The sequence below is a fragment of the Achromobacter sp. genome (assembly GCF_057314935.1).
This window is the reverse complement of sequence record NZ_DBHKZA010000014.1, coordinates 15,402-36,473: the sequence shown is the minus strand read 5'-3', so window position 1 is coordinate 36,473 and position 21,072 is coordinate 15,402. Positions and strand designations below refer to the sequence as shown.

At 68.0% G+C, this 21,072-nt stretch carries 21 protein-coding genes; 13 read left to right on the top strand and 8 right to left on the bottom strand.

Annotation, left to right across the window (positions count from 1 at the left end):
• The first annotated feature begins 13 nt into the window (after positions 1-13).
• From ACO6D5_RS07375 to ACO6D5_RS07360, 4 genes are read left to right on the top strand one after another with little or no spacing between them, the layout of a single operon-like run.
• On the top strand, positions 14-163 hold the full coding sequence (locus ACO6D5_RS07375; RefSeq protein ID WP_485825026.1) for a hypothetical protein: 150 nt from the start codon (positions 14-16) through the stop codon (positions 161-163).
• Between the two features lie 59 nt (positions 164-222).
• On the top strand, positions 223-1,413 hold the full coding sequence (locus ACO6D5_RS07370; RefSeq protein ID WP_485825025.1) for an ABC transporter substrate-binding protein: 1,191 nt from the start codon (positions 223-225) through the stop codon (positions 1,411-1,413).
• A gap of 26 nt (positions 1,414-1,439) precedes the next feature.
• Complete coding sequence (locus tag ACO6D5_RS07365) at positions 1,440-2,318, top strand: ABC transporter permease subunit (RefSeq protein ID WP_315527385.1); 879 nt, start codon at positions 1,440-1,442, stop codon at positions 2,316-2,318.
• Positions 2,318-4,810 (top strand): branched-chain amino acid ABC transporter ATP-binding protein/permease, encoded by a 2,493-nt coding sequence (locus tag ACO6D5_RS07360; protein ID WP_485825024.1) that lies wholly within the window; start codon positions 2,318-2,320, stop codon positions 4,808-4,810. Before ACO6D5_RS07365 ends, ACO6D5_RS07360 begins: the two co-directional genes overlap by 1 nt.
• A gap of 40 nt (positions 4,811-4,850) precedes the next feature.
• Here ACO6D5_RS07360 and ACO6D5_RS07355 read toward each other — a convergent pair whose 3' ends face one another.
• A complete protein-coding gene (locus ACO6D5_RS07355; protein WP_315527379.1) occupies positions 4,851-5,855 on the bottom strand; it encodes an AsnC family transcriptional regulator in 1,005 nt (334 codons plus the stop codon).
• An 82-nt stretch (positions 5,856-5,937) separates the two neighbouring features.
• Here ACO6D5_RS07355 and ACO6D5_RS07350 point away from each other — a divergent pair, with 82 nt between their 5' ends.
• A complete protein-coding gene (locus ACO6D5_RS07350; RefSeq protein ID WP_315527376.1) occupies positions 5,938-7,257 on the top strand; it encodes an MFS transporter in 1,320 nt (439 codons plus the stop codon).
• 74 nt (positions 7,258-7,331) lie between these two features.
• Positions 7,332-8,762 carry an amidase gene (locus tag ACO6D5_RS07345; RefSeq protein WP_485825023.1) on the top strand — a complete coding sequence of 477 codons (1,431 nt, stop codon included), beginning with the start codon at positions 7,332-7,334 and terminating at the stop codon, positions 8,760-8,762.
• Between the two features lie 110 nt (positions 8,763-8,872).
• Here ACO6D5_RS07345 and metK read toward each other — a convergent pair whose 3' ends face one another.
• Positions 8,873-10,036, bottom strand: a complete 1,164-nt coding sequence (gene metK, locus ACO6D5_RS07340) for a methionine adenosyltransferase (RefSeq protein ID WP_006224822.1) — start codon at positions 10,034-10,036, stop codon at positions 8,873-8,875.
• A gap of 287 nt (positions 10,037-10,323) precedes the next feature.
• Here metK and ACO6D5_RS07335 point away from each other — a divergent pair, with 287 nt between their 5' ends.
• The 5 genes from ACO6D5_RS07335 to xerC are packed head-to-tail and all read left to right on the top strand — an operon-like array spanning position 10,324 to position 14,787.
• On the top strand, positions 10,324-11,193 hold the full coding sequence (locus ACO6D5_RS07335; protein WP_315527370.1) for a lysophospholipid acyltransferase family protein: 870 nt from the start codon (positions 10,324-10,326) through the stop codon (positions 11,191-11,193).
• 42 nt (positions 11,194-11,235) lie between these two features.
• Positions 11,236-12,126, top strand: a complete 891-nt coding sequence (locus tag ACO6D5_RS07330; protein ID WP_485825022.1) for a lysophospholipid acyltransferase family protein — start codon at positions 11,236-11,238, stop codon at positions 12,124-12,126.
• A 31-nt stretch (positions 12,127-12,157) separates the two neighbouring features.
• Positions 12,158-13,069: a diaminopimelate epimerase gene (gene dapF / locus ACO6D5_RS07325; RefSeq protein WP_485825021.1), complete on the top strand. Its 912-nt coding sequence runs from the start codon at positions 12,158-12,160 to the stop codon at positions 13,067-13,069.
• A gap of 4 nt (positions 13,070-13,073) precedes the next feature.
• Positions 13,074-13,751 carry a DUF484 family protein gene (locus ACO6D5_RS07320; protein ID WP_315527365.1) on the top strand — a complete coding sequence of 226 codons (678 nt, stop codon included), beginning with the start codon at positions 13,074-13,076 and terminating at the stop codon, positions 13,749-13,751.
• 22 nt (positions 13,752-13,773) lie between these two features.
• On the top strand, positions 13,774-14,787 hold the full coding sequence (xerC, locus tag ACO6D5_RS07315; protein ID WP_485825020.1) for a tyrosine recombinase XerC: 1,014 nt from the start codon (positions 13,774-13,776) through the stop codon (positions 14,785-14,787).
• A 6-nt stretch (positions 14,788-14,793) separates the two neighbouring features.
• Here xerC and ACO6D5_RS07310 read toward each other — a convergent pair whose 3' ends face one another.
• Genes ACO6D5_RS07310 through ACO6D5_RS07285 form a run of 6 tightly spaced genes read right to left on the bottom strand, consistent with a single transcriptional unit; the run spans position 14,794 to position 19,296 of the window.
• The gene (locus ACO6D5_RS07310) at positions 14,794-15,864 is read right to left on the bottom strand and encodes a nickel/cobalt transporter (protein ID WP_485825019.1); all 1,071 of its coding nucleotides are present in this window, start codon (positions 15,862-15,864) and stop codon (positions 14,794-14,796) included.
• A 23-nt stretch (positions 15,865-15,887) separates the two neighbouring features.
• Complete coding sequence (locus ACO6D5_RS07305) at positions 15,888-16,571, bottom strand: DUF1007 family protein (RefSeq protein ID WP_315527361.1); 684 nt, start codon at positions 16,569-16,571, stop codon at positions 15,888-15,890.
• A complete protein-coding gene (locus tag ACO6D5_RS07300; RefSeq protein ID WP_485825018.1) occupies positions 16,532-17,524 on the bottom strand; it encodes a metal ABC transporter substrate-binding protein in 993 nt (330 codons plus the stop codon). The genes ACO6D5_RS07305 and ACO6D5_RS07300 overlap by 40 nt, the downstream gene beginning before the upstream one ends.
• Positions 17,525-17,543: 19 nt before the next feature.
• Complete coding sequence (locus ACO6D5_RS07295; RefSeq protein WP_485825017.1) at positions 17,544-18,410, bottom strand: metal ABC transporter permease; 867 nt, start codon at positions 18,408-18,410, stop codon at positions 17,544-17,546.
• Positions 18,407-19,129: a metal ABC transporter ATP-binding protein gene (locus ACO6D5_RS07290; RefSeq protein ID WP_485825052.1), complete on the bottom strand. Its 723-nt coding sequence runs from the start codon at positions 19,127-19,129 to the stop codon at positions 18,407-18,409. Before ACO6D5_RS07290 ends, ACO6D5_RS07295 begins: the two co-directional genes overlap by 4 nt.
• Positions 19,126-19,296 carry a hypothetical protein gene (locus tag ACO6D5_RS07285; RefSeq protein ID WP_315527357.1) on the bottom strand — a complete coding sequence of 57 codons (171 nt, stop codon included), beginning with the start codon at positions 19,294-19,296 and terminating at the stop codon, positions 19,126-19,128. The genes ACO6D5_RS07290 and ACO6D5_RS07285 overlap by 4 nt, the downstream gene beginning before the upstream one ends.
• A gap of 173 nt (positions 19,297-19,469) precedes the next feature.
• Here ACO6D5_RS07285 and ACO6D5_RS07280 point away from each other — a divergent pair, with 173 nt between their 5' ends.
• Positions 19,470-19,973 (top strand): Fur family transcriptional regulator, encoded by a 504-nt coding sequence (locus ACO6D5_RS07280; RefSeq protein WP_105555819.1) that lies wholly within the window; start codon positions 19,470-19,472, stop codon positions 19,971-19,973.
• 365 nt (positions 19,974-20,338) lie between these two features.
• Positions 20,339-21,072: CobW family GTP-binding protein (locus tag ACO6D5_RS07275; RefSeq protein WP_485825016.1), on the top strand; the 734-nt coding region annotated here is incomplete at its 3' end.

The following is a 21,072-nucleotide window of genomic DNA, read 5'->3' as shown; positions in this document are numbered from 1 at the left end:
CAAATCCTGATGCATGATTGTTAACAAAATTCGTGAGACTTTGGACACAAAATTCAAATCTGATGCGGACAAACCACGCCTGAAGACGCTGCATCCCCCTCGTGGCGGCGTGATCGCCGCCCCCGGCGGCTACCTTGGACCAGATGGCATGGATCTTGCATAGGGAAGCAAAGCAGCACTTAACCCCATGCAAGATCCGTTCCACTTTTCCAGGAGTGCCCGATGGTCCCGACCCGCCGTTCCTTTCTGCTTCGTGCCACCGCCGCCGCCCTCTTCACGGCCGGCCTCGCCCTGCAACCGGCGCTTGCCGCCGACCCCATCAAGATCGGTCTGATCACGGCGCTGTCCGGCGAGTCGGCGCGTGCGGGCGAAGCCTTGACGCGCGGCATGACGATCGCCATCGACGAGATCAATGCGAAGGGTGGCCTGCTGGGCGGCCGCCAGATCGTGCTGGTGCGCCGCGATGACGAAGGCAACCCCGCCAAAGGCATGGCCGCGGCGCGCGAACTGATCTTCAAGGAAAAGGTCGCCGTGCTGTTCGGCGGCCTGGACACGCCGGTCTCCATGGCGATCGTGCCCATCGTGAACCAGGAGAAGGTGCCCTTCATGGGGCCGTGGGCCGCCGGCACCGCCATCACGCAGAACAAGGGCAACCCGAACTTCGTGTTCCGCGTGTCGGCCATGGACGAAATCGTGGACAGCGCGATGGTCCAGTACGCGCAAAAGACGTTCCAGAGCACCAAACCGGGGATGATCCTCGTGAACAACCCGTGGGGCGAATCCAATGAGAAGGGCCTGAACGCCGCGCTGGCCGCGGCCAAGGTCACGCCTGCCGGCGTCGAGAAGTTCCAGCCCAACGACCTGGACGTGGTGCCCCAGTTGAGCCGCCTGAAGGCCGAAGGCGCGGACACGCTGTTCCTGGTGGGCAACGTCGGCCCGTCAGCGCAGGTCGTGAAATCGCTGGACCGCATGGGCTGGAAGGTGCCGATCGTGTCGCACTGGGGCCCGGCTGGCGGCCGCTTCACGGAGCTGGCCGGCCCCAACGCCAAGAACGTGCATTTCGTGCAGACCTACAGCTTCTTCGGCAAGCAAGGGCCGGTGGGCGACAAGGTGATGCAGGCGCTGAAGGCCAAGTATTCCGACATCAAGGGCCCGCAGGACATCACGCCTGCCGTGGGCGTGGCCAACGCCTATGACGGCATGCAGCTGGCTGCGCTGGCCATCGGGCAAGCCGGTTCGACCGACGGCGACGCGGTGCGCCAGGGCTTCTACAAGATCGCCAAGTACGAGGGCCTGATCAAAACTTATGAACAGCCCTTCACGCCGGCCTCGCACGACGCGCTGCGCGAGGACGACTACGTGTGGACGCAGTTCATCGACAACCGCATCCTGCCCGTCAAGGGCGCCCAGTAAACGGCTGGACCACGCGGGAGACGCGCATGTTGTTGATGTCCGCCATCGTCAGCGGCCTGGGTCTGGGAAGCATGTACGGACTGATGGCCCTGGGCTTTTACCTGACCTACGCCGTATCGGGCACGGTGAACTTCGCCCAGGGCAGTTCCATGATGCTGGGCGCCGTGCTGACTTATACGTTCGCGCAGACGCTGGGCTGGCCGCTGGCGCCTGCCCTGCTGGCGGCGTTCGCGCTGTGCGCGCTGTACGGCCTGGCGGTCGAACGGCTGGCCGTGCGGCCGTTCGCCAGCCGGGGCTCCAACGCCTGGCTGATGTCCACGGTGGCGCTCGGCATCGTGCTGGACAACGTCGTGATGTTCACCTTCGGCAAAGAGCCGCGCAGCCTGCCGTCGCCGCTGGCGCAAGCGCCGCTGGAAATCGGCGGGCTGGGCCTGGGCATCTATCCGCTGCAACTGCTGATCCCCCTGGTCGGGCTGGTGCTGGCGGCAGCGCTGCACACCCTGTCGCGCCGCACCCGCTGGGGCGTGGCGCTGCTGGCGGTGGTGCAGAACCCCGGCGCCGCGCGGCTGATGGGCATCCCCGTGCGCCGCGCCATCATGGCGGCGTTTGCCGTGTCCACGTTGTTCGCCGGCGTGGCGGGCGCCCTGGTCGCCCCGCTGTTCAACGTGCAGGCCGACATGGGCACGCTCTTCGGCCTGAAAGCGTTTGTCGTCGCGATCCTGGGCGGCATCACGAGCGCCTGGGGCGTGATGCTCGCCGGGCTGCTGTTCGGCGTGGTCGAAGCGCTGATCACCGTGGCCCTGGGCTCCGGATACACCCAGATCATCAGCTTCACGCTGGTGATCGTCATGCTGGCCGTGCGTCCCAACGGACTGTTCGGACGCGCCGATGTCAGGAAGGTCTGATGAATAAGCGACTTGCATCCTGCTGGCTGCCGCTGGCGCTCTACGCCCTGCTGGCCGCGGCCAGCCTGGCTCTGACGGCCACCGTCAACGGCTATTACGTGTTCGTGCTGGGCAACGTGGCGCTGCTGGCGCTGGCCGGCATCGGGCTGAACGTGCTGCTGGGGCTGACCGGGCAGATGTCATTCGGCCACGCGGGCTTCTACGCCATCGGCGCGTATACCGTGGCCATCCTGACCGGCCAGGCCGGTTGGAGCTTCTGGCTGGCCTGGCCGACGGCGGCGCTTGTCGCCGGCGCGTTCGGGCTGCTGCTGGCGCTGCCCGCGCTGCGCGTGAAGGGCCCTTACCTGGCGATGATCACCATCGCCTTCGGCTTCATCGTCGAGCACGCGCTCATCGAAGGCGGAGACGTCACCGGAGGCCAGAACGGGCTGATGGGGATCGTGCAGCCCTCGCTTGCCGGCATCGGCGGGGACCGCGGCGTGGCCATGCTGGCGATCATGGCGGTATTCGTGGCGCTGGCGGCCTACGCGCTGCTCTCGCGCGGCACCTGGGGCGCGGCAATGCGCGCGGTCAAGGACAGTGAAACGGCCAGTGAATCCATCGGCATCAATCCGCTGGCGGTCAAGGCCGTGGCCTTCATGGTGTCGGCTGCGGTGGTGGGCCTGGCGGGCGGACTCTACGCGCCGCAAGCCGGCATGATCACGCCGCACAACTTCAACTTCATGCAATCCATCCTGTTCGTGCTGGCGGTGACGCTGGGCGGCGCGGGATCGCTCGCCGGCCCCTTGCTGGGCGCGGTCGTCGTCGGCCTGCTGCCGGAAATGCTGTCCAGCCTGGAGGAATACCGGCTGCTGTTCTTCGGCGTCTTCCTGCTGGTGGTGCTGTGGGCCGCGCCGGACGGCGTGGCCGGGCTGCTATCGCGCTGGCGCCGCCATGCGGCGGGCCACGCGCTGGCGCCCCGCCAGGGCGGTGCGATGCCTGCCGGCGGCCGCCGCCGGCGCGTGCTGCGCGCCGACGCGCTGACCATGACGTTCGGCGGCGTGCGCGCCGTGCAATCGGTGTCGTTCACCGTACCGCCGGCCGCCGTCACGGCGCTGATCGGTCCGAACGGCGCCGGCAAATCCACGGTCATCAACATGCTCAGTGGCTACTACCAGCCGACCAGCGGCGCGGTGGCGCTGGGTGACGCGCCGCTGGCGGCGTTGCCTGCCTACCGCGTGGCGCGCAGCGGCATCGGCCGCACCTACCAGACCTCGCAACTGTTCGACACGCTGAGCGTGGAAGACAACGTGGCGCTGGGCATGGTGCGCGGCCGGCTGGGCGGACTGCTGGCGTCGCGCCGTTACCTGGCGCCGGATGTGCGGGAACGGGCGCGCGCCCTGCTGGCGTTTTGCGGCTATGAGGGTGCGTTGGACGTGCCCGCCGCCGACCTGCCGCACGTCGACAGGCGCCTGGTGGAGATCGCCCGCGCGCTGGCCACCGATGCCGACATCCTGCTGATGGACGAACCCGCCGCCGGCCTGTCGCGCGAAGACAAGACGCGGTTGGCCGGCCTGCTGCGGCGCATCGCCGAAGCCGGCGCGGGCGTGCTGCTGGTCGAGCACGACATGGCGCTGGTGATGGGCGTGTCGGATCACATCGTCGCCATCGACGCCGGCCGCGAACTGGCGCAGGGCAACCCCGCCCAGATCCAGCAATCGCCCGCCGTGCGCCAGGCCTATCTGGGCGACGAAGCCGCGCGCCGCGCGCCCGCCGCGCGGCAACGGCCCGCAGGCGCTCCCATCGCGCCGGAAGTGCTGGGGGTAGGCAATCTGGTCACCGGCTACGGCGCCAACCCCGTGCTGCACGGCATCGACCTGCAAGTGCGGCAGGGCGAGATGGTGGCCCTGCTGGGCGCCAATGGCGCGGGCAAATCGACGTTGATGCGCACGTTGGCCGGACTGCACCGGCCCGCGCAAGGCGGCATGCACCTGCAAGGGCAGGAGCTCAACGGCCTGGCTGCCGACCGCATCGTGGCGCGCGGGCTGGTGCTGGTGCCCGAAGGCCGCCAGGTCTTTCCGGGCCTGAGCGTGCTGGACAACATCCGGCTGGGCGCTTTCCTTCACCCGCAGGACCGCGAGGCGCGCGTCGAAGAGATGCTGGCGCGCTTCCCGCGCCTGCGCGAACGCCTGCATCAACGCGCCGGCCTCTTGTCAGGCGGCGAACAGCAGATGCTGGCGATTGCCCGCGGCCTGATGTCCAAGCCCGTCATCCTGCTGCTGGACGAACCGTCGCTGGGCTTGGCGCCGAAGATCATCGACGAATTGTTCGACGCATTGGACCGCCTGCGCGCGGAGTCCATGACGATCCTGCTGGTGGACCAGATGGCGGCGCTTGCGCTGTCGCTGGCCGACCGCGCCTATGTGCTGGAGTCCGGCCGCGTCGCCGCACAAGGCACGGCCGCGCAGATCGCAGAGGACGGGGCGTTGGCCCGCGCATACCTGGGCGCGTAGCGGCGCAGGCAGGCCCGGCCACGCCCTTGGACGGCGGGCGCTACTCGGCGTCCGCCTCCAGCCGAGCGCCGGCGCGCACGATGCCGCAACGCTTGTGCGCGCGCATCACCACGCCAACTTCACTGTTGAGCACGCCGTCCAGTTCCCCCAGCCGGCGCGTCACCACGTCCCATAGATGCAGGCTGTCGCGGCACAGCACGTGCCAGAACAGCTGCGACGCGCCGCTGGTGCCGAACAGGCAGCGCGTGTTCGGATCCAGCGCCAGATGCGCGGCCAACGCGTCCACCGCTTGCGGGCGCACCTGCACCGAGATCACGGCCTCTACCGGAAACCCCACCAACGCCGGTTCCACTTCCACGCGGAAGCTCAGCGCGCGCCGCTCGACCAGATGCTGCAGCAGACGCTGCGCGGTGGGTTCGCTGACGCTGGCCTCGCCGGCCAGTTCGGCAAGGCTTGCCCGCCCGTCGCGCATCAGATGGGCGACCATGCGTTGCTCAGGTTCCGTCAGCGCCGCTGGCGGCTGCGCGTGCGGCGCTTCCGCGACCGCGTCGGGCTGGGCCTGGATGCGCCACTGCCCGGCGCGGCGGAACGGCCGCAGCACCAGCCTCGCCTCCACATGCTCGACGCCGTCGATGGACGGCAGCACGCGCGTGACCACGTCCGGCATGTCGGCCGCGTCCGCCAGCGTCAGTTCGGCCATCAGGTCCGCGGTGCCGGCCAAGGTGACCACCAATTGGCTGATGTCCAGCCGCGCCAGCTGATCGGCCACGTCCGGCACCCGGCCCGACCGGCAGCGCACCCAGGCGTGCAGCACCACACCCTGGCCCATGGCCAACGGGTCGGGCTCGGCGATGACCCGCAGCGCGTCGGCATCCATCAGGCGTCGGATGCGGCGCGCGACGGTCCGCTCGGCGATGCCGGTAGCCGCGCCCAGTTCGCGCCAGGACGCCCGGGGATCGGACTGCAACGCAATCAGGCAGGCCAGATCGGTGTCATCGAGCGCTGGCATTAGGGGCTTACCCTTACTTGACGTGACCATATTCATTAATCTAACGTTCGCGCATTGATAAAAACATAAAATTAAACGGTCTTTTTGACCAAAAATAAATTCTTATTTTGAGGACGTCATGAGCAGCCCATCCGCGACCTTGCGCAGCAAGCAAGGAGCAAGCGCCGCGCCAGCCAGCGCTGCGCCCGTATCCCGCGCCCGCACCATCCTGGCCGGTAGTGTAGGCAATGCAGTCGAATGGTTCGATTGGACCATCTACGCCTCCTTCGCCATCTTCTTCTCCAGCCAGTTCTTCCCGCCCGGCAATGAAACCACCGCGCTCCTGGCCACCTTCGGCATCTTCGCCGTGGGCTTCTTCATGCGTCCGGTCGGCGGTTGGGTGCTGGGCATCTTCTCCGACCGCTATGGCCGCAAAGCCGCACTCGGCCTGACGATCCTGATGATGGCGGGCGGCTCGCTCATCATCGCCATCACCCCCACCTACGCCACGATCGGCATTGCCGCCCCGCTGCTGCTGACCGGCGCCCGCCTGCTGCAAGGCCTGTCGCTGGGCGGAGAGTATGCCTCGGCCACGACCTTCCTGGCGGAAATGGCCCCGCCCGAAAAGCGCGGCTTCTATTCCAGCTTCGTCTTCTTCAGCGCCGCCGTCGGCATCCTGGCCGCCTCCGCCGTGGGCTGGATCCTGACCTCGACGCTGACCAAGGCCGACATGGCATCGTGGGGCTGGCGCATCCCCTTCCTGCTGGGCGCGCTCGGCGGCCTGGCCGGCATGTGGATCCGCCGCGCCATCCCGGAAACCGAAGCCTTCTCGCACGCCAAGAAAGCCGGCGTCGAAAAGCAGCCGCTGCGCACGCTGCTGCGCGACCACCCGCGTGAAGTGCTGCGCATCGTGGGCTTCTCTGTCCTGACCACGTTCGCGTTCTACATCTTCGTGGCCTACGTCCCCACCTACGCCATCCGCCAGGTGGGCGCCGACCCCAAGACCGCGTTTGCCGCCAACACCGTCGCGCTGATCGTGTTCATGCTGGTGCAGCCGCTGTTCGGCATCCTGTCCGACCGCATCGGCCGCAAGCCGCAGCTGATCTTCTTCGCCACCGGCTACCTGGTGTTCTTTTATCCGTTGATGACGACGCTGGGCCCGTCCTTCGGTTCGATCCTGGCGGTGGAACTGTTCGGCCTCGTGCTGTATGCCATGTACACGGCCATCGCGCCGGCCATCATGTCGGAACAGTTCCCGACCAGCGTGCGCGCCGTCGGCATCGGCACGCCCTACAACCTGGTCGTCGCGCTGCTGGGCGGCACCACGCCCTATCTGCTGACCTGGCTGCAAAGCAAGGGCATGGAGCGCTGGTTCTTCTACTACGTGCTGGCGGGCGCCGTGATCACGTTGATCACCTTCATCCGCATGCCCGAGACCAAGGGCCAGACGCTGAAGTAGCGGCCAGGCACCCCGTGTAAACGCTTTCCGGCTCCGCAAAGGGCCGGAAAGCTTTTTCTTTTTCCATGAGACCCATGCCAGAACAAGACCACACCGACCTGCATTTCCGAGACGCCCGCGAACTTGCCCGCGCCATCCGCCAACGCGAACTGAGCTCGCGCCAGGTCACCACGCACTTTCTGGACCGTATCGAACGCGCCCCGGCGCTTGCGGCCTATAGCGAAGTCACGGCCGAGCGCGCCCTGGCGCAGGCCGACGCGGCGGACCGCCTGCAAGACGCCGGCATCCTGATGGGCCCGCTGCACGGGGTGCCGGTGGCGGTGAAGGACAGCATCCAGTGGCAGGGCACGCCGGCCACCGGCGGTTCGCAGACCCGGCGCGGGATCATCAGCGGCGAGACCTCGGCTGCCGTGCGCATGCTGGCCGCGCAAGGCATGGTGATCCTGGGCAAGACGCGCATGACCGAATTCGCGTTCGGGCTGTCGGGCCAGAACCCGACCCAGGGCACGGCGCGCAATCCGTGGGACGCCCGCGTCGCGCGTGCGCCGGGCGGGTCCTCGAGCGGTTCGGGCGTGGCAGTGGCGGCCGGGCTGGCGCCGATCACGCTGGGCGGCGACACGGGCGGCTCCGTGCGCGCCCCGGCGGCGCTGAACGGCGTGGTGGGCTACAAGCCGTCGACCGGCGTGATCAGCCGCGCGGGCTGCCTGCCCTTGTCGGACACGCTGGATGTGCTGGGCCCGCTGGCCCGCAACGTGGCGGACGCCCGCCTGCTGACGCAATTGCTGGCAGGCCCGGACGTGGACGACGCCACGACGCTGGCATTGCCCGCCGCCTGCTTCACCGCGCTGCGCCACCCCGCCCCGCGCCGGCAGGCCGCAGTCGCCGTGCTGGCCCCCCAGGCCTGGCCCGCGTCGCTGACCGAAGCCGGGCTGCAGGTCTGGCACCAGGCCCAAGCGCGCCTGGAGCAAGCGGGCCTCACCCCCACCGCCTGGCACCCGCCCGCCTCGCTGTCGTTTGCCCGCATGGCGGACGACAACTCGGTGGTGCTGGCCTACGAGGCCTATCGCTATTACGGCGCGCTGGCCGAGAACCCCGCCGCGCCCTTGTGGGAAATCGTGCGTACGCGCATCGCGGCAGGCGGCCGGATTTCGCAGGCCGACTACGAAGCCGCCCTGCTCCGCCGCCAGGCTGACATGGCCGCGTTCGCCAGCGCCATGCGGGGCGTGGACGCCCTGCTGATGCCCGCCTGCGACCAGGCCGCGCAAGCGCTGGACGCGGAAGACGTCCGCCACGTCGGACTGGGCAAACTGCTGCGCCCCGCCAACTTCCTGGGTGCGGCCGCGATCTCGCTGCCGGCGGGTTTCGACCACGAAGGCATGCCTATCGCCGTCCAGCTGCTGGCCCCCGCCGGCTGCGACGCCGCCCTGCTGGACTGCGCCGCGGCGCTGGAACCGGTGCTGTCGCCCGCGCCGCGCGTACCGGACCTGTCGTCCTGGGGGCTGTAGGCGCGGGATGCGAAAACCGTCCCGCCCGGCGTAGCCCGGGCGGGCTGCAAGACGAAAAAAAGCCCCTGCGAACCTTCCGCAGGGGCTTTTTCTTTGAAGAGCGGCTGGCTTTACAGCGCCTTCTTCAGGTCCTGGACCTTGTCCGTGGCTTCCCACGAGAATTCCGGCTCCGAACGGCCGAAGTGACCATAAGCGGCGGTCTTCGCGTAGATCGGGCGCAGCAGGTCCAGCATGTTCACGATGCCCTTGGGACGCAGGTCGAAGTGCTCGCGAACCAGCTTGGCGATCTCGTGGTCGGGGATGACGCCGGTGCCTTCGGTGTAGACGGTGATGTTGATCGGCTCGGCCACGCCGATGGCGTAGCTGACCTGCACCTGGCACTGGCGCGCCAGGCCGGCGGCCACGATGTTCTTGGCCACGTAGCGCGCGGCGTAGGCGGCCGAACGGTCGACCTTGGACGGATCCTTGCCCGAGAACGCGCCGCCGCCGTGCGGGCATGCGCCGCCGTAGGTGTCGACGATGATCTTGCGGCCGGTCAGGCCGCAATCGCCTTGCGGGCCGCCGATGACGAAGCGGCCGGTCGGGTTGACCAGGAACTTCGTATTCGGCGTGATCAGGCCTTCAGGGAAGCTCGGCTTGATGATGTCTTCAATGACGGCTTCGCGGATGGTCTCTTGCGTGACTTCCGGCGCGTGCTGGGTCGACAGCACCACGGTGTCGACTTCGGCCGGGCGGCCATCGACATAGCGGAACGTCACTTGCGACTTGGCGTCCGGACGCAGCCACGGCAGGCGGCCGTCCTTGCGCAGTTCGCTCTGGCGCTGCACCAGGCGGTGCGCGTACCAGATCGGGGCGGGCATCAGATCGGGCGTTTCATCGCACGCGTAGCCGAACATCAGGCCTTGGTCGCCCGCGCCCTGGTTCAGATAGTCTTCCGAACTGCGATCCACGCCTTGGGCGATGTCGGGCGATTGCTTGTCGTAAGCTACCAGCACGGCGCAACCCTTGTAGTCGATGCCGTATTCGGTGTTGTCGTACCCGATGCGGCGGATGGTGTCCCGCGCGACCTGGATGTAGTCGACGTTGGCGGTGGTGGTGATTTCACCGGCCAGGACGACCAGGCCCGTGTTGCACAGCGTTTCGGCTGCGACACGCGCGTTCGGGTCTTGCGTGAAGATGGCGTCCAGGATCGAATCGGAAATCTGGTCGGCAACCTTGTCGGGGTGCCCTTCGGAGACGGATTCGGAAGTGAAGAGAAAATCGTTATTGGCCACAGATGCGTCCTTAGTGTCCGGCTTTGCCGGCGCATAGGTTCACGAGGCGCGTTGCACCCCGGACCGCTGGCATACGCTAATCTGGGCGCGACGCTTTAGCGGATTCAGCAAAGGCCGCGGATGGCGCCGCACCCTTGCCGTCGCCCCGCAAGTTGTCGGTTAACTCGGCGACTGAGCCCATTTTAAGCGAAAATGCCGTTCTTATGCTTGTGCCGGGGGTGTAAACATATTCCCGGAAGCCCGGCATCCCCCCGGCACCACCCTGCCCGCCCTTCTCCATTTACCGAATGCTGCTTGCCCTGTTCAGACTCTTCGCCGCCTTGCCGCTACCCGTCGCGCACGCCATCGGGAGACTGGCCGGGCTTGCGGTATACGCCTGGCCCGGCAAGTACCGGCGCCGGCTCCAGGCCAACGCGGCCCAGGCCGGCTACCCCGGTGCGGCGTTCGCCCGGCAGGCCGCGGCCGAGACCGGCGCCATGATCCTGGAGAATCCGCGGGTCTGGTTCAAGAATGAGCAAAGCCTGGCGCAGGTCGTGTCGGACGACAACGACGTGGTCACGGCCGCGCGCGCCGAAAATCGCGGCATCCTGTTCCTGACGCCCCACCTGGGCTGCTTTGAAATTACTGCCCGCTATCTGGCCCGCCAGATGCCGATGACGGTGATGTTCCGTCCCCCGCGCAAGGACATCCTGGCCCCGCTGCTGGAAACGGCGCGCAACAGCTCGGACGTCAACGCGGTGCCGGCCACCATGCAAGGCGTGCGCGAGTTCGTGCGCGCCCTGCGCCGCGGCGAATCCGTCGGCATGCTGCCCGACCAGGCGCCCAGCGTGGGCGACGGCGTGTGGGTCCCGTTTTTCGGCCGCCTGGCCTACACGATGACGCTGCCCAGCAAACTGGCCACGCAGACCCATGTGCCGATCATCCTGACCGCGGGCGAACGCCTGCCCCGCGGCCGCGGCTGGCGCATTCACTATGTGCGCGTGCCGGAGCCGCTGCCTGCCGACCCGCAGGCGCAGGCCGCCTTGATCAACGCCGCGATGGAAACGCTGATCCGCCGCTGCCCCCAGCAATACCTCTGGAGCTACAACCGCTACAAGACCCCGCGCGGCGCGCCTCCGGCCCCCGATGCTGGCACGGTGCCCCCGGCCGCTTCCTGAAAGCCCCGCCGCCCCAAGTAGCCCGGTCTTATCCCCAACGCCATGAACGAATCGAAAACGCGCACGCTGGTTACCCTGCTGAAATGGTTTGGCCGCATCAAGCCGTCGACGCGCCAGCGCATCGGCGCCGTCCTGGGTTGGCTGGCCCCCCGCCTGGCCCGGTCCCGCGCCCACATCGTGCGCCGCAATCTGGAACTGTGCTTTCCGGATCAACCCGCGTCCGTGCGCGAACAATGGGTCGCCGACCACTTCCGGGCGCTGGCCCAATCCATCGTGGACCGCGGCGTGCTCTGGTACGGCACGCCCGAGGCCGTCAAGGACCTGGTCACGCAAACGGGCGCCGACCGCATCAACGCGCTGACAGCCCAAGGCCGCTCCGTGATCCTGCTGGCGCCGCACTTCATCGCGCTGGACGCCGCCGCCACGCGCCTGACCATGGAAGTGCCCAGCGCGGCCACCATGTACACCCCGCAAAGCGATCCGCACATCGACGCGGTCGTCGCAGCCGGGCGCGCCCGCTTCAACGAGGTCTTCCTGGTCAGCCGCAAGGAGGGCGTGCGCGACCTGATCCGCCACCTGCGCGCCCCGCGCCCGGTCTACTACCTGCCCGACATGGATTTCGGCCGCCAGGGCTCGGTGTTCGTGCCCTTCTTCGGCGTACCGGCCGCCACGCTGCTGGCCACCGCCCAGCTGGCCCAGAAGTGGAACGCGGCCGTGCTGCCGGTGGTGGGCTTCTGGAACCCGGAGACCGGCCGCTATCACGTGGACGTGCTGCCGGCGCTGGAAGACTTCCCGGGCGAGGACTCGCTGGAAGCCGCCACCGCCCGCCTGAACCGCGAGCTCGAATCCTGGGTGCGCCGCTGCCCCAGCCAGTACTACTGGGTGCACCGGCGCTTCAAGACCCGTCCCCCGGGCGACCCGAAAGTCTATTGAACGCCTGGCGCGGGCTGCCCGCACCCCAATAATGGGCGATAATCCAGGAATGAACTGGAACTTCACCAAAATGCATGGCGCGGGCAACGATTTCGTCGTGCTCGACGGGGTCCGCCAGACCATCGAAATGACGCCCGAACGGGCGCGCGCCTTGGGCGACCGGCACTTCGGCATCGGCGCCGACCAGATCCTGCTGGTCGAACCCGCCACCCGGCCCGACGCCGATTTCCGCTATCGCATTTTCAATTCCGACGGCAGCGAAGTCGAACACTGCGGCAATGGCGCCCGCTGCTTCGTGCGCTTCGTGCACGAGCAAGGCCTGTCCGACCGCAATCCGCTGCGCGCCGAAATCGCCACCGGCATCCTTGTCCTGGACGAAGGCGACGACGAACAGGTCACGGTTGAAATGGGCAGCACCCGTTTCGATCCCGCCGCATTGCCGTTCGACACCGCCGGCCTTGCCTCGCAACAGCAAGGCGAAGACACGCTCTGGGAACTTGAGCTGGACGCGCCCGCCGGTGTGCCCGCCAAGGTGCTGCTGTCGGCCGTGGCCATTTCCAACCCGCATGCCGTGCAAGTGGTCGACAACGTCGACACCGCGCCTGTGGCCGTGCAGGGCCCGCTGATCGAAACCCATCCGCGCTTTGCGCGCCGGGTCAACGCGGGCTTCATGCAAGTGGTGGACCGCCACAACATCCGCCTGCGCGTGTTTGAACGCGGCGCGGGCGAAACCCTCGCCTGCGGCACCGGCGCCTGCGCCGCCGTCGCGGCCGGCATCCGCCGTGGCCTGCTGGAATCGCCCGTGCGCGTGCAAACGCGCGGCGGCGTGCTCACCATTGCCTGGAATGGCGAACAGCTGCGCATGACCGGCCCGGCCGAATCCGTCTTCACGGGGCAGGTCGACATCGACAAGCTCGTCTTCTCCACGGCGCTGAACCGCTGACCCTATGACTGATACCGCATTCACCGCCCAGGACATCGCCGCCTTCCTGCAAGAGCACCCCGGCTTCTTCGACGAGCACGCTGACGTCTTCGCCACCATGCAGGTGCCGCATCCGCACGGCTCGCGCGCGATTTCGCTGGGCGAACGCCAGATCCTGACGCTGCGCGAACGCAACCGCGAATTGGAATGGCGCTTGAACGAACTGGTGCGCAACGCCACGGCCAACGAAAGCATCGGCACGCATGTGGCCAAATGGTGCAGCCGCCTGCTGTCCGAAAACGACGCCCAGCGCGTGCCGGGCGAAATCGCCCTGGGGCTGGCTGAACAGTTCGAACTCAACCACGTGGCGCTGCGCCTGTGGAACCTGTCCGAACTGCCTCCCACCGGTTACGGCGAACCCGTCTCGCAAGACGTGCGCACGTTCACCGACAGCCTGAAGACGCCGTACTGCGGCACCGATACCGCTTTCGAAGCCGCCGGTTGGCTGGACAGCACGCCAAAGTCGCTGGCGCTGGTGCCCTTGCGCCTGGAAGCCGACGGCGCCGCTGTCGGCCTGCTGGTGCTGGGCTCCGACGACCCCGAACGCTTCACCCCGGAAATGGGCACGGCGTTCCTCGAATCCATCGGCCAACTGGCTTCGGCGGCGCTGCATCGCCTGAATCCGGCGTCGCCGAAGGCGTAGGACAACGCCAGGGCGGGCGGACATGAATCCCACCACGCGCGACGCGCCCCCGCCCGACTCCCCGCCACCCGCGGCGGGCGCCGAAGCCCTGCCCGATCCGATGCGCGCGTGGCTGCGTCATCTGGAAACCAACCGCCGCTATTCGCCCCACACGCTGGACGGCTACCGGCGCGAATTGCACTTCCTGCGCGAACTCGCCGAAAAAGTCCGTCTGCCGCTGGACAAGATCGCCAATGGCCACATCCGCCAGTTCGTCGCGCGCCTGCATGCCCAGGGCCGCGGCCCGCGCAGCCTGGCCCGCACGCTGGCGGCCTGGCGCGGCTTCTACCAATGGTGGGCGCCGTCCATCGAACTGGCCGGCAACCCCGTGGCCGGCGTGCGCGCCCCCAAGGCGCCACGCGGCTTGCCCAAGGCCCTGTCGGTAGAACAGACGCAGGCGCTGCTGGACCGTGCACCGGCCAAGGTCGCGAACGAGCCCGCCGCGCTGCGCGACCAGGCCATGCTTGAACTGCTGTATTCCAGCGGCCTGCGGCTGTCTGAACTGGTGGGGCTGGATCTGCGCTACACGCGCTCGGCCGACTACGAATCCCGCGGCTGGCTGAAGCTGGACGAAGCCGAAGTCGAAGTATTGGGCAAGGGCGGCAAGCGCCGCTCGGTGCCGGTCGGGCAAGCCGCCGTGGCGGCGCTGCAGAAGTGGATCGACGTGCGGGCCCGGCTGGCGTCGCCCGCCCCGCAGCCGGAAGACGCCGCGGCGCTGTTCCTGGGCGCCCGCGGCAAACGCATTTCGCCGCGCGTCGTGCAGCTGCAACTGGCGCGCATCGCGCAAGACGCCGGCCTGCCCACGCATGTGCATCCGCACGTGCTGCGCCACAGTTTCGCCAGCCACGTGCTGCAATCGGCCCAGGACTTGCGGGCCGTGCAAGAGATGCTGGGCCACGCCAACATTTCCACCACCCAGGTCTATACCCGGCTGGATTTCCAACACTTGGCCAAGGCCTACGACCAGGCGCACCCGCGCGCCGGCCGCAAATCCTGAGCGCCGCTAGCCGCCTCCGGCCACCATGCCGCCCAGCAGCATGACGCCCAGCAACAGCACCGCCAACGCCGCCAGCGCTTCCACGCCATAGCGCAAGCGCGCCGCGCCCGTGCTGGACAAGCGGCGGCCGATACGCGTCGCCGCGCTGCCGGCCGCCACGGCCAGGCAGGCCAGCGCCGCGACCGTCAGGCCCGTGCCCAGGCCCATCGCCAGCGCCGACGCCACGCCAGCCAGGAAGAAGCCTTGCGACAAGGCGAACACCAGCACGATCAGCGCGCCGCTGCACGGCCGCAATCCCACCGCCAATATCGCCGACCCCGCGCGGCGCCAGTTCAACGGACCCGCGACCTGATCGGGCGTCGGCGCGTGCGCGTGGCCACAACCGCAGTCGTCATCATGGTGATGGGAATGATCATGCGCGGGCGCGGCGGGCGCATGCACGGCGATTGCGCGCAACGCGGCGGCGCCCTTCAGGACGGGTGCGGGCGGCACAGGTGCGGGCGCCGCGGCGAGCGGCAGGTCTCCTTGGCCCGCCCGACGCCGCAGCAACGGGCGGATCGCCTTGACCCACACCAACCATGCGCCCAGCAATGTCACCAGCGCGTAAGACGCCAATTCCAGCCAACGCGTCGCCTGGTTCATCGTCGCCGCAGTGGCGTTGAACACCACCGCCAACACCGCCACCATCGCGATCGCGACCAGCGCCTGGATCAACGCCGACGCCAGCGCCAGCAGCGCGCCGTTGCGCGCCGTCTGCCGATTGGCCAACACATAGGAAGAGATCACCGCCTTGCCATGCCCGGGTCCCAGCGCGTGGAACACGCCATAGGCAAAAGACAGGCCGATCAGCGCCCAGGCCGCGCCGCCTTCCGCCTGCCAGGCACGCACCGCGCCCGTCAGCTGACGGTAGAAATGACTTTGCCAGACCGACACCTGCCCGAAAAAGCTGGCCAGCCATCCCGGCCCGGCCAACCCCGAACCGCTTTCCGGCACGCCAAAGGGATGCGCGCCCTGGGCAACGGCCGCCCCCATGCCGCCCAGCAGCAACAACGCCGCCGCGAACCGCAGCGCGGCCATGGCGGCGCCGCTTGGAGGTCGCACTACGGGCACCGCACCTCGATGCGGTGCGTGAGCCCCTTGGTAATGGCGAAAAGCTCGTCGGGCAACGCGTCCGGGTCGGCCGGGATCGCGGCCAGTTGCTGCATGGTCTTCCAATCCAGTTCCTTGGGCTTGCGGTATTCGGACGTGCACGCCGCGGCAGCCTGGCCGCCCAGCGCAACCGCGCCCTTTTCATCAAAGGCGTACGCGACGAAATACGTGGGGTCGTAGATATCCACCTGCGCACCCTCCGCCTCCGGCGCCACGGGCGTGGCCAGCGGCAACGTGAACGACAGCGTCAGCCGCTTGGTCTTCGCGTTCCAATCGACGCGCGCGTCGCGGGGAGCGGCGAACGCGGCCATCTTGCCGTCCGCGGTGACCCGGGTGAAATAGTGCGAGATCGGTTCGCCCAGCGCCTTCATCCAGTCATCGGCCATGCCCTTGAGCGTCGCGGCGGGCAGCGAACCGTCCTTGCCCGTCTTCAAGCCTTGCGTGGCATAGGCGCCGAACATCTCGTCAAACAACCAGACCTGGCGGACCGCCGTGATGCGATGCTGCGCGTCGATATCGATGGTGGCGCGGGCGTCGATCCACATGTGCGGGTGCGCGCTGGCGGCGCCCGCCGCCAGCAAGGCCGTCACGGCGCTCAGGGTTGCAAGGCCGCGGCAAGCTGACGTACGTTCCATTCAAACATTTCCAGATAGGTGGCGCCGGGCTGCCCGGACTTGGACAGCGCATCGGAATAAAGCGTACCACCCACTTTCGCGCCGGTCTCGCGCGCGATCTGCTGCACCAGCTTGGGGCTGGTGATGTTCTCGACGAAGACAGCCGGCACGCGTTCGCGCTTGACCTGTTCGATGATGGCGGCGACTTCGCCCGCCGACGGCTCGGCGTCCGTCGACACGCCCATCGCCGAAATGAACGCCACGCCGTAGGCGTCGCCAAAATAGCCGAAGGCGTCATGCGAGGTCACGACCTTGCGGCGCTCGGCAGGGATGGCGGAGAACGTCTTCTTCGCATTGGCGTCCAGCGCTTGCAGTTTTGCGATGTAGGCATTCGCACGCTGGCGATAATTGTCGGCATGCGCCGGGTCCGCGGCGGCCAGCCCCTCGGCCACATTGCGCGCATAGATCACGCCATTGGCCAGGTTCTGCCAGGCATGCGGGTCGGCGTCGCCATGGTGATGGTGGCCGTCCCCGCGGCCATGCCCATGGTCATGGTCGTGATCGTGATCGTGGTCGTGGTCGTCGTGCTTGCCCGCGTCGCCGTGCCCGGCGAACTTGCGTGGGCTCACGCCCTGCGAGGCCACGACGGTCTTGCCCGCGAAGCCCGAGGCCTTCGTCAGCTTGGGCAGCCAGGTCTCGAAATCCAGGCCGTTCACGAACAGCACCTGCGCGGCGGACAGCTTCTTCGCGTCGCCCGGGGTGGGTTCGTATTCGTGCGCATCACCATCCGGGCCGACCAGCGTGGTCAGGCTGACATCGCCGCCGCCCACTTCGCGCACGATGTCGCCCAGGATGGAAAAGCTGGCGACCGCCTTTACGGGGTCGGCGGCATGCGCCGCGCCAAAAGCGGCCGACAGGCACAGTCCGGCGACGGCCAACAGGGCGCGGCGGCGCGCCGGCAGAATGGAACGCATAGCGAATCTCCTAGTGAAGTCAGGCCCGGCGCCTGCGGCGCGACGCCCGCAGCAACCCGCCTTGCGGGCCGCCAACGATGGAAAACAGGTAACAGGCGCCGGCGGCCAGGATGATCGAAGGCGAGGCCGGCACGTTGTAGTGGTACGAGATCAGCAGGCCGCTGACGGAAGCCAGCACGCCGAACGCCGCGGCCAGCGGAATCTGCCGGGCCGCCGAACGCGCCCAGAAACGGGCGGCGGCGGCCGGCAGCATCATGATCCCGACCACCATCAAGGTGCCCAGCACCTGAAAGCCCGCCACCAGGTTGACGACCACCAGCACCAGGAAGCCCATATGGACCCAGCCGCCCCCGCCGCCGCTGGCGCGCAGGAAGCCGGGGTCCAGGCATTCAGCCACCAGCAGGCGGTAGATCGCCGCCAGCACCAGCAAGGTCACGCTGGCCGTGATGGTCACCAGCAGCAGCGCCGCGTCGTCCAGGCCCAGCACCGTGCCGAACAGCACATGCAGCAGATCCATATTGGAGCCGCGCAACGACACCAGCAGCACGCCCAGCCCCAGCGAGATCAGATAGAAGGCCGCAAAACTCGCGTCCTCGCGCAACGGCGTCAACCGCGCCACGAGTCCCGCCAGGAGGGCCACGGCCAGCCCGGTGGCAATGCCTCCCAGCATCATGGCGCCCAACGACAGGCCCGACAGCAGGAAACCGGCCGCGACGCCCGGCAGGATGGCGTGCGACATGGCGTCGCCCATCAGGCTCATGCGCCGCAGCACCAGGAACACGCCCAACGGCGCGGCGCCCAGCGACAGCGCACTGGCGCCTGCCAGCGCGCGCTGCATGAACCCGTAATCCAGAAAGGGCGAGACCACCCATTGCGCCAGACTCATGCGTAGGCCCTCGCGTGCCATTGCCGCGCCATCTTCAGATGCGCGTCGTTCAAGGTGTCTTGCGTCGCGCCCCAGGCCACGACCGAGCCGCACAACAGCAGGCAATCGGGGAAGTGGTCGCGCACCATATCCAGGTCGTGCAGGACGGCGATCACCGTGCGGCCCTGCCCGTGCAGCCCGCAAAGCAGCGCCATCAGGTTATCGGCGGTGTGGCTGTCGACTGCCGCGAACGGTTCATCCAGCAGCAGCACCGGCGCATCCTGCACCAGCATCCGCGCAAACAGCGTGCGCTGCATCTGGCCGCCCGAGAGCGTATCCACGCCGCGTCCGGCGGCATCCGCCAGGCCCACCGTCTCCAGCGCATCCATGCAGCGGTCCAGCTCTTCGCCGCCGTAGCGGCGCCAGCCGCCGACTCGACGCCACGCCCCCATCGCCACCAGGTCCAGCACCGTCACGGGGAACGACCGGTCCAGCTCAGCCGCCTGAGGCAGCCAGGCCAGCTCGGACCGGCCCGCCCCGCTGATGCGCACGCTGCCGGTCATGGGGCGCAACACGCCCATGATTCCCTTGATCAACGTCGACTTGCCTGCCCCGTTGGGCCCCACCACCGCTGTCATGCCGCCTGCGGCAAACCGGCCCGACACCGATTTCAACGCCGGATGGCCATGCCAGCCGAACGACGCGTCGTCCAGTTCGATGTGCACCGGCGCCACGCTCATCGCGGCCACCAGTCCAGCGCCCAGCCGGTCAGGGCCCACAGGGCGGCGGCGGCCACCAGCGCGGCCGCCATGCGACGCCACGCGGAAACCAGGAAGGCGGAGCGGGGGATGGCGCCTTGCCGGGGCGCGGCGCCGGGCCGCACAGGCAGAAGCGAGAAATGGGACATGGGAAAGCGGTAATCGAAGAGCGGCGGAATTGCAGTGCAGCGAGATTTTATTATGTTATATCATAACCAATAAAGCTTGAATCCGCCCTGGACGCCCGCATATGCATGTTTTCTGCTACCTTCCAGGCATCTCGCGCGCGTCGCGCGCGTTCCTCATTCAGGTAAAGCCCGCCATGCCCGCTCCGCCCCGATCCCCCCGCAGCGACACCGTCGGCGCTCAGCTCAGCGTCGCCGAAACGCTGTGCGAGCAGCGCGGACGCCGCCTCACGCCCATCCGCCGCAAGGTGCTGGAGCTGCTGCTGCGTCACGGCCGCAGCCTGAAAGCCTACGAATTGCTGGACGCCATGCGCGAAGTGCATCCGGGCGCCGCGCCCCCGACGGTGTACCGGGCGCTGGACTTCCTGATGGACGAAGGCCTGATCCACCGGCTGGACGCCGTCAACGCCTGGAGCGCCTGTCATGACGCCGGCGGCGCCCCCCACGACCTGCTGGTGGTCTGCACCGGTTGCGGAGCCGTGGCGGAAGTGTCCGATCCGGCCATGAGCCGCCAGTTGGCCGAACGCGTCGCCCAAACGGGCTACGCCCTGGCCACCCACGAAACCGAGATCCGCGCGTTGTGTCCCCAATGCCAGCAGAAGCAGCCCGCTGAGGCCGGCCATCACCACCATCACCACTAGGCATTGACGCCGTCGGGCGGCCGACGTCCGCCTGGCGCACGCCCGCCCGCCGTGGACAACGCCGCACCACCTTCCGTCCCCGATCGGGACGGGGCGGCCTGCGCCCTTGAAATCCGGCAAACCGCCCCAAAATAGTGATATCGCCCGATACTTGACGGCGTACAGCCGCGATCCGGACGGCTTCCGACCCTGGGTTGACCCGGGGTTTGCCCCCTGCCCCCGACTGTGCTGTAATCCTGCGTCCGGCCGCTGTTGGCGGCCTTCGCAGCCTGTGGCAAACATCATCCTGCACGGGAAAATCCCCTGCCAGGCCCATGTGTTGAATGCCTAGACTTCAGCCTTGACCTCACGCTAGCAGCTTCGCCATGAACACCCCGCGCAGTTTGGACAAAATGGTTCCCGTCACCATCCTCACCGGCTTTCTCGGTGCGGGCAAGACCACCCTGCTCAAACGCATCCTGACCGAATTCCACGGCCGCCGCGTTGCGGTCATCGAAAACGAATTCGGACCGGAAAGCATCGACAACGACCTGCTCGTGCAGGACAGCGATGAAGAAATCATCGAACTGTCCAACGGCTGCGTCTGCTGCACGGTCCGTGGCGACCTGATGCGCACCCTGTCCGAGCTGCGCGCCAAGCGCGAAGCCGGCGAACTGAATTTCGAACGCGTCATCCTCGAAACGACCGGCATGGCCAACCCCGGCCCCGTTTGCCAGACGTTCTTCATGGATGACGACATCGCCGAGTACTACCGCCTGGACGCGGTGGTGACGGTGGTCGACGCCAAGCACGGCATGGCCACGCTCGACGCGCAGCCCGAAGCCCAGAAGCAGGTCGGTTTCGCCGACCGCATCCTGATTTCCAAGCGCGACCTGGTCAACGACGTCGACTACGAAGCGTTGCGCCACCGCCTGGTTCACATGAACCCGCGCGCGCCGATCACGCCGGTCAACTTCGGCGAAGTCGACCTGAAGTCCATCATCGACATCAGCGGCTTCAACCTGAATTCCATTCTGGACATCGACCCGGAATTCCTGGCCGATGAACACCCCGACGCCGCCCACGATCACGCCCACGACCATGGGCATGACCACGGGCA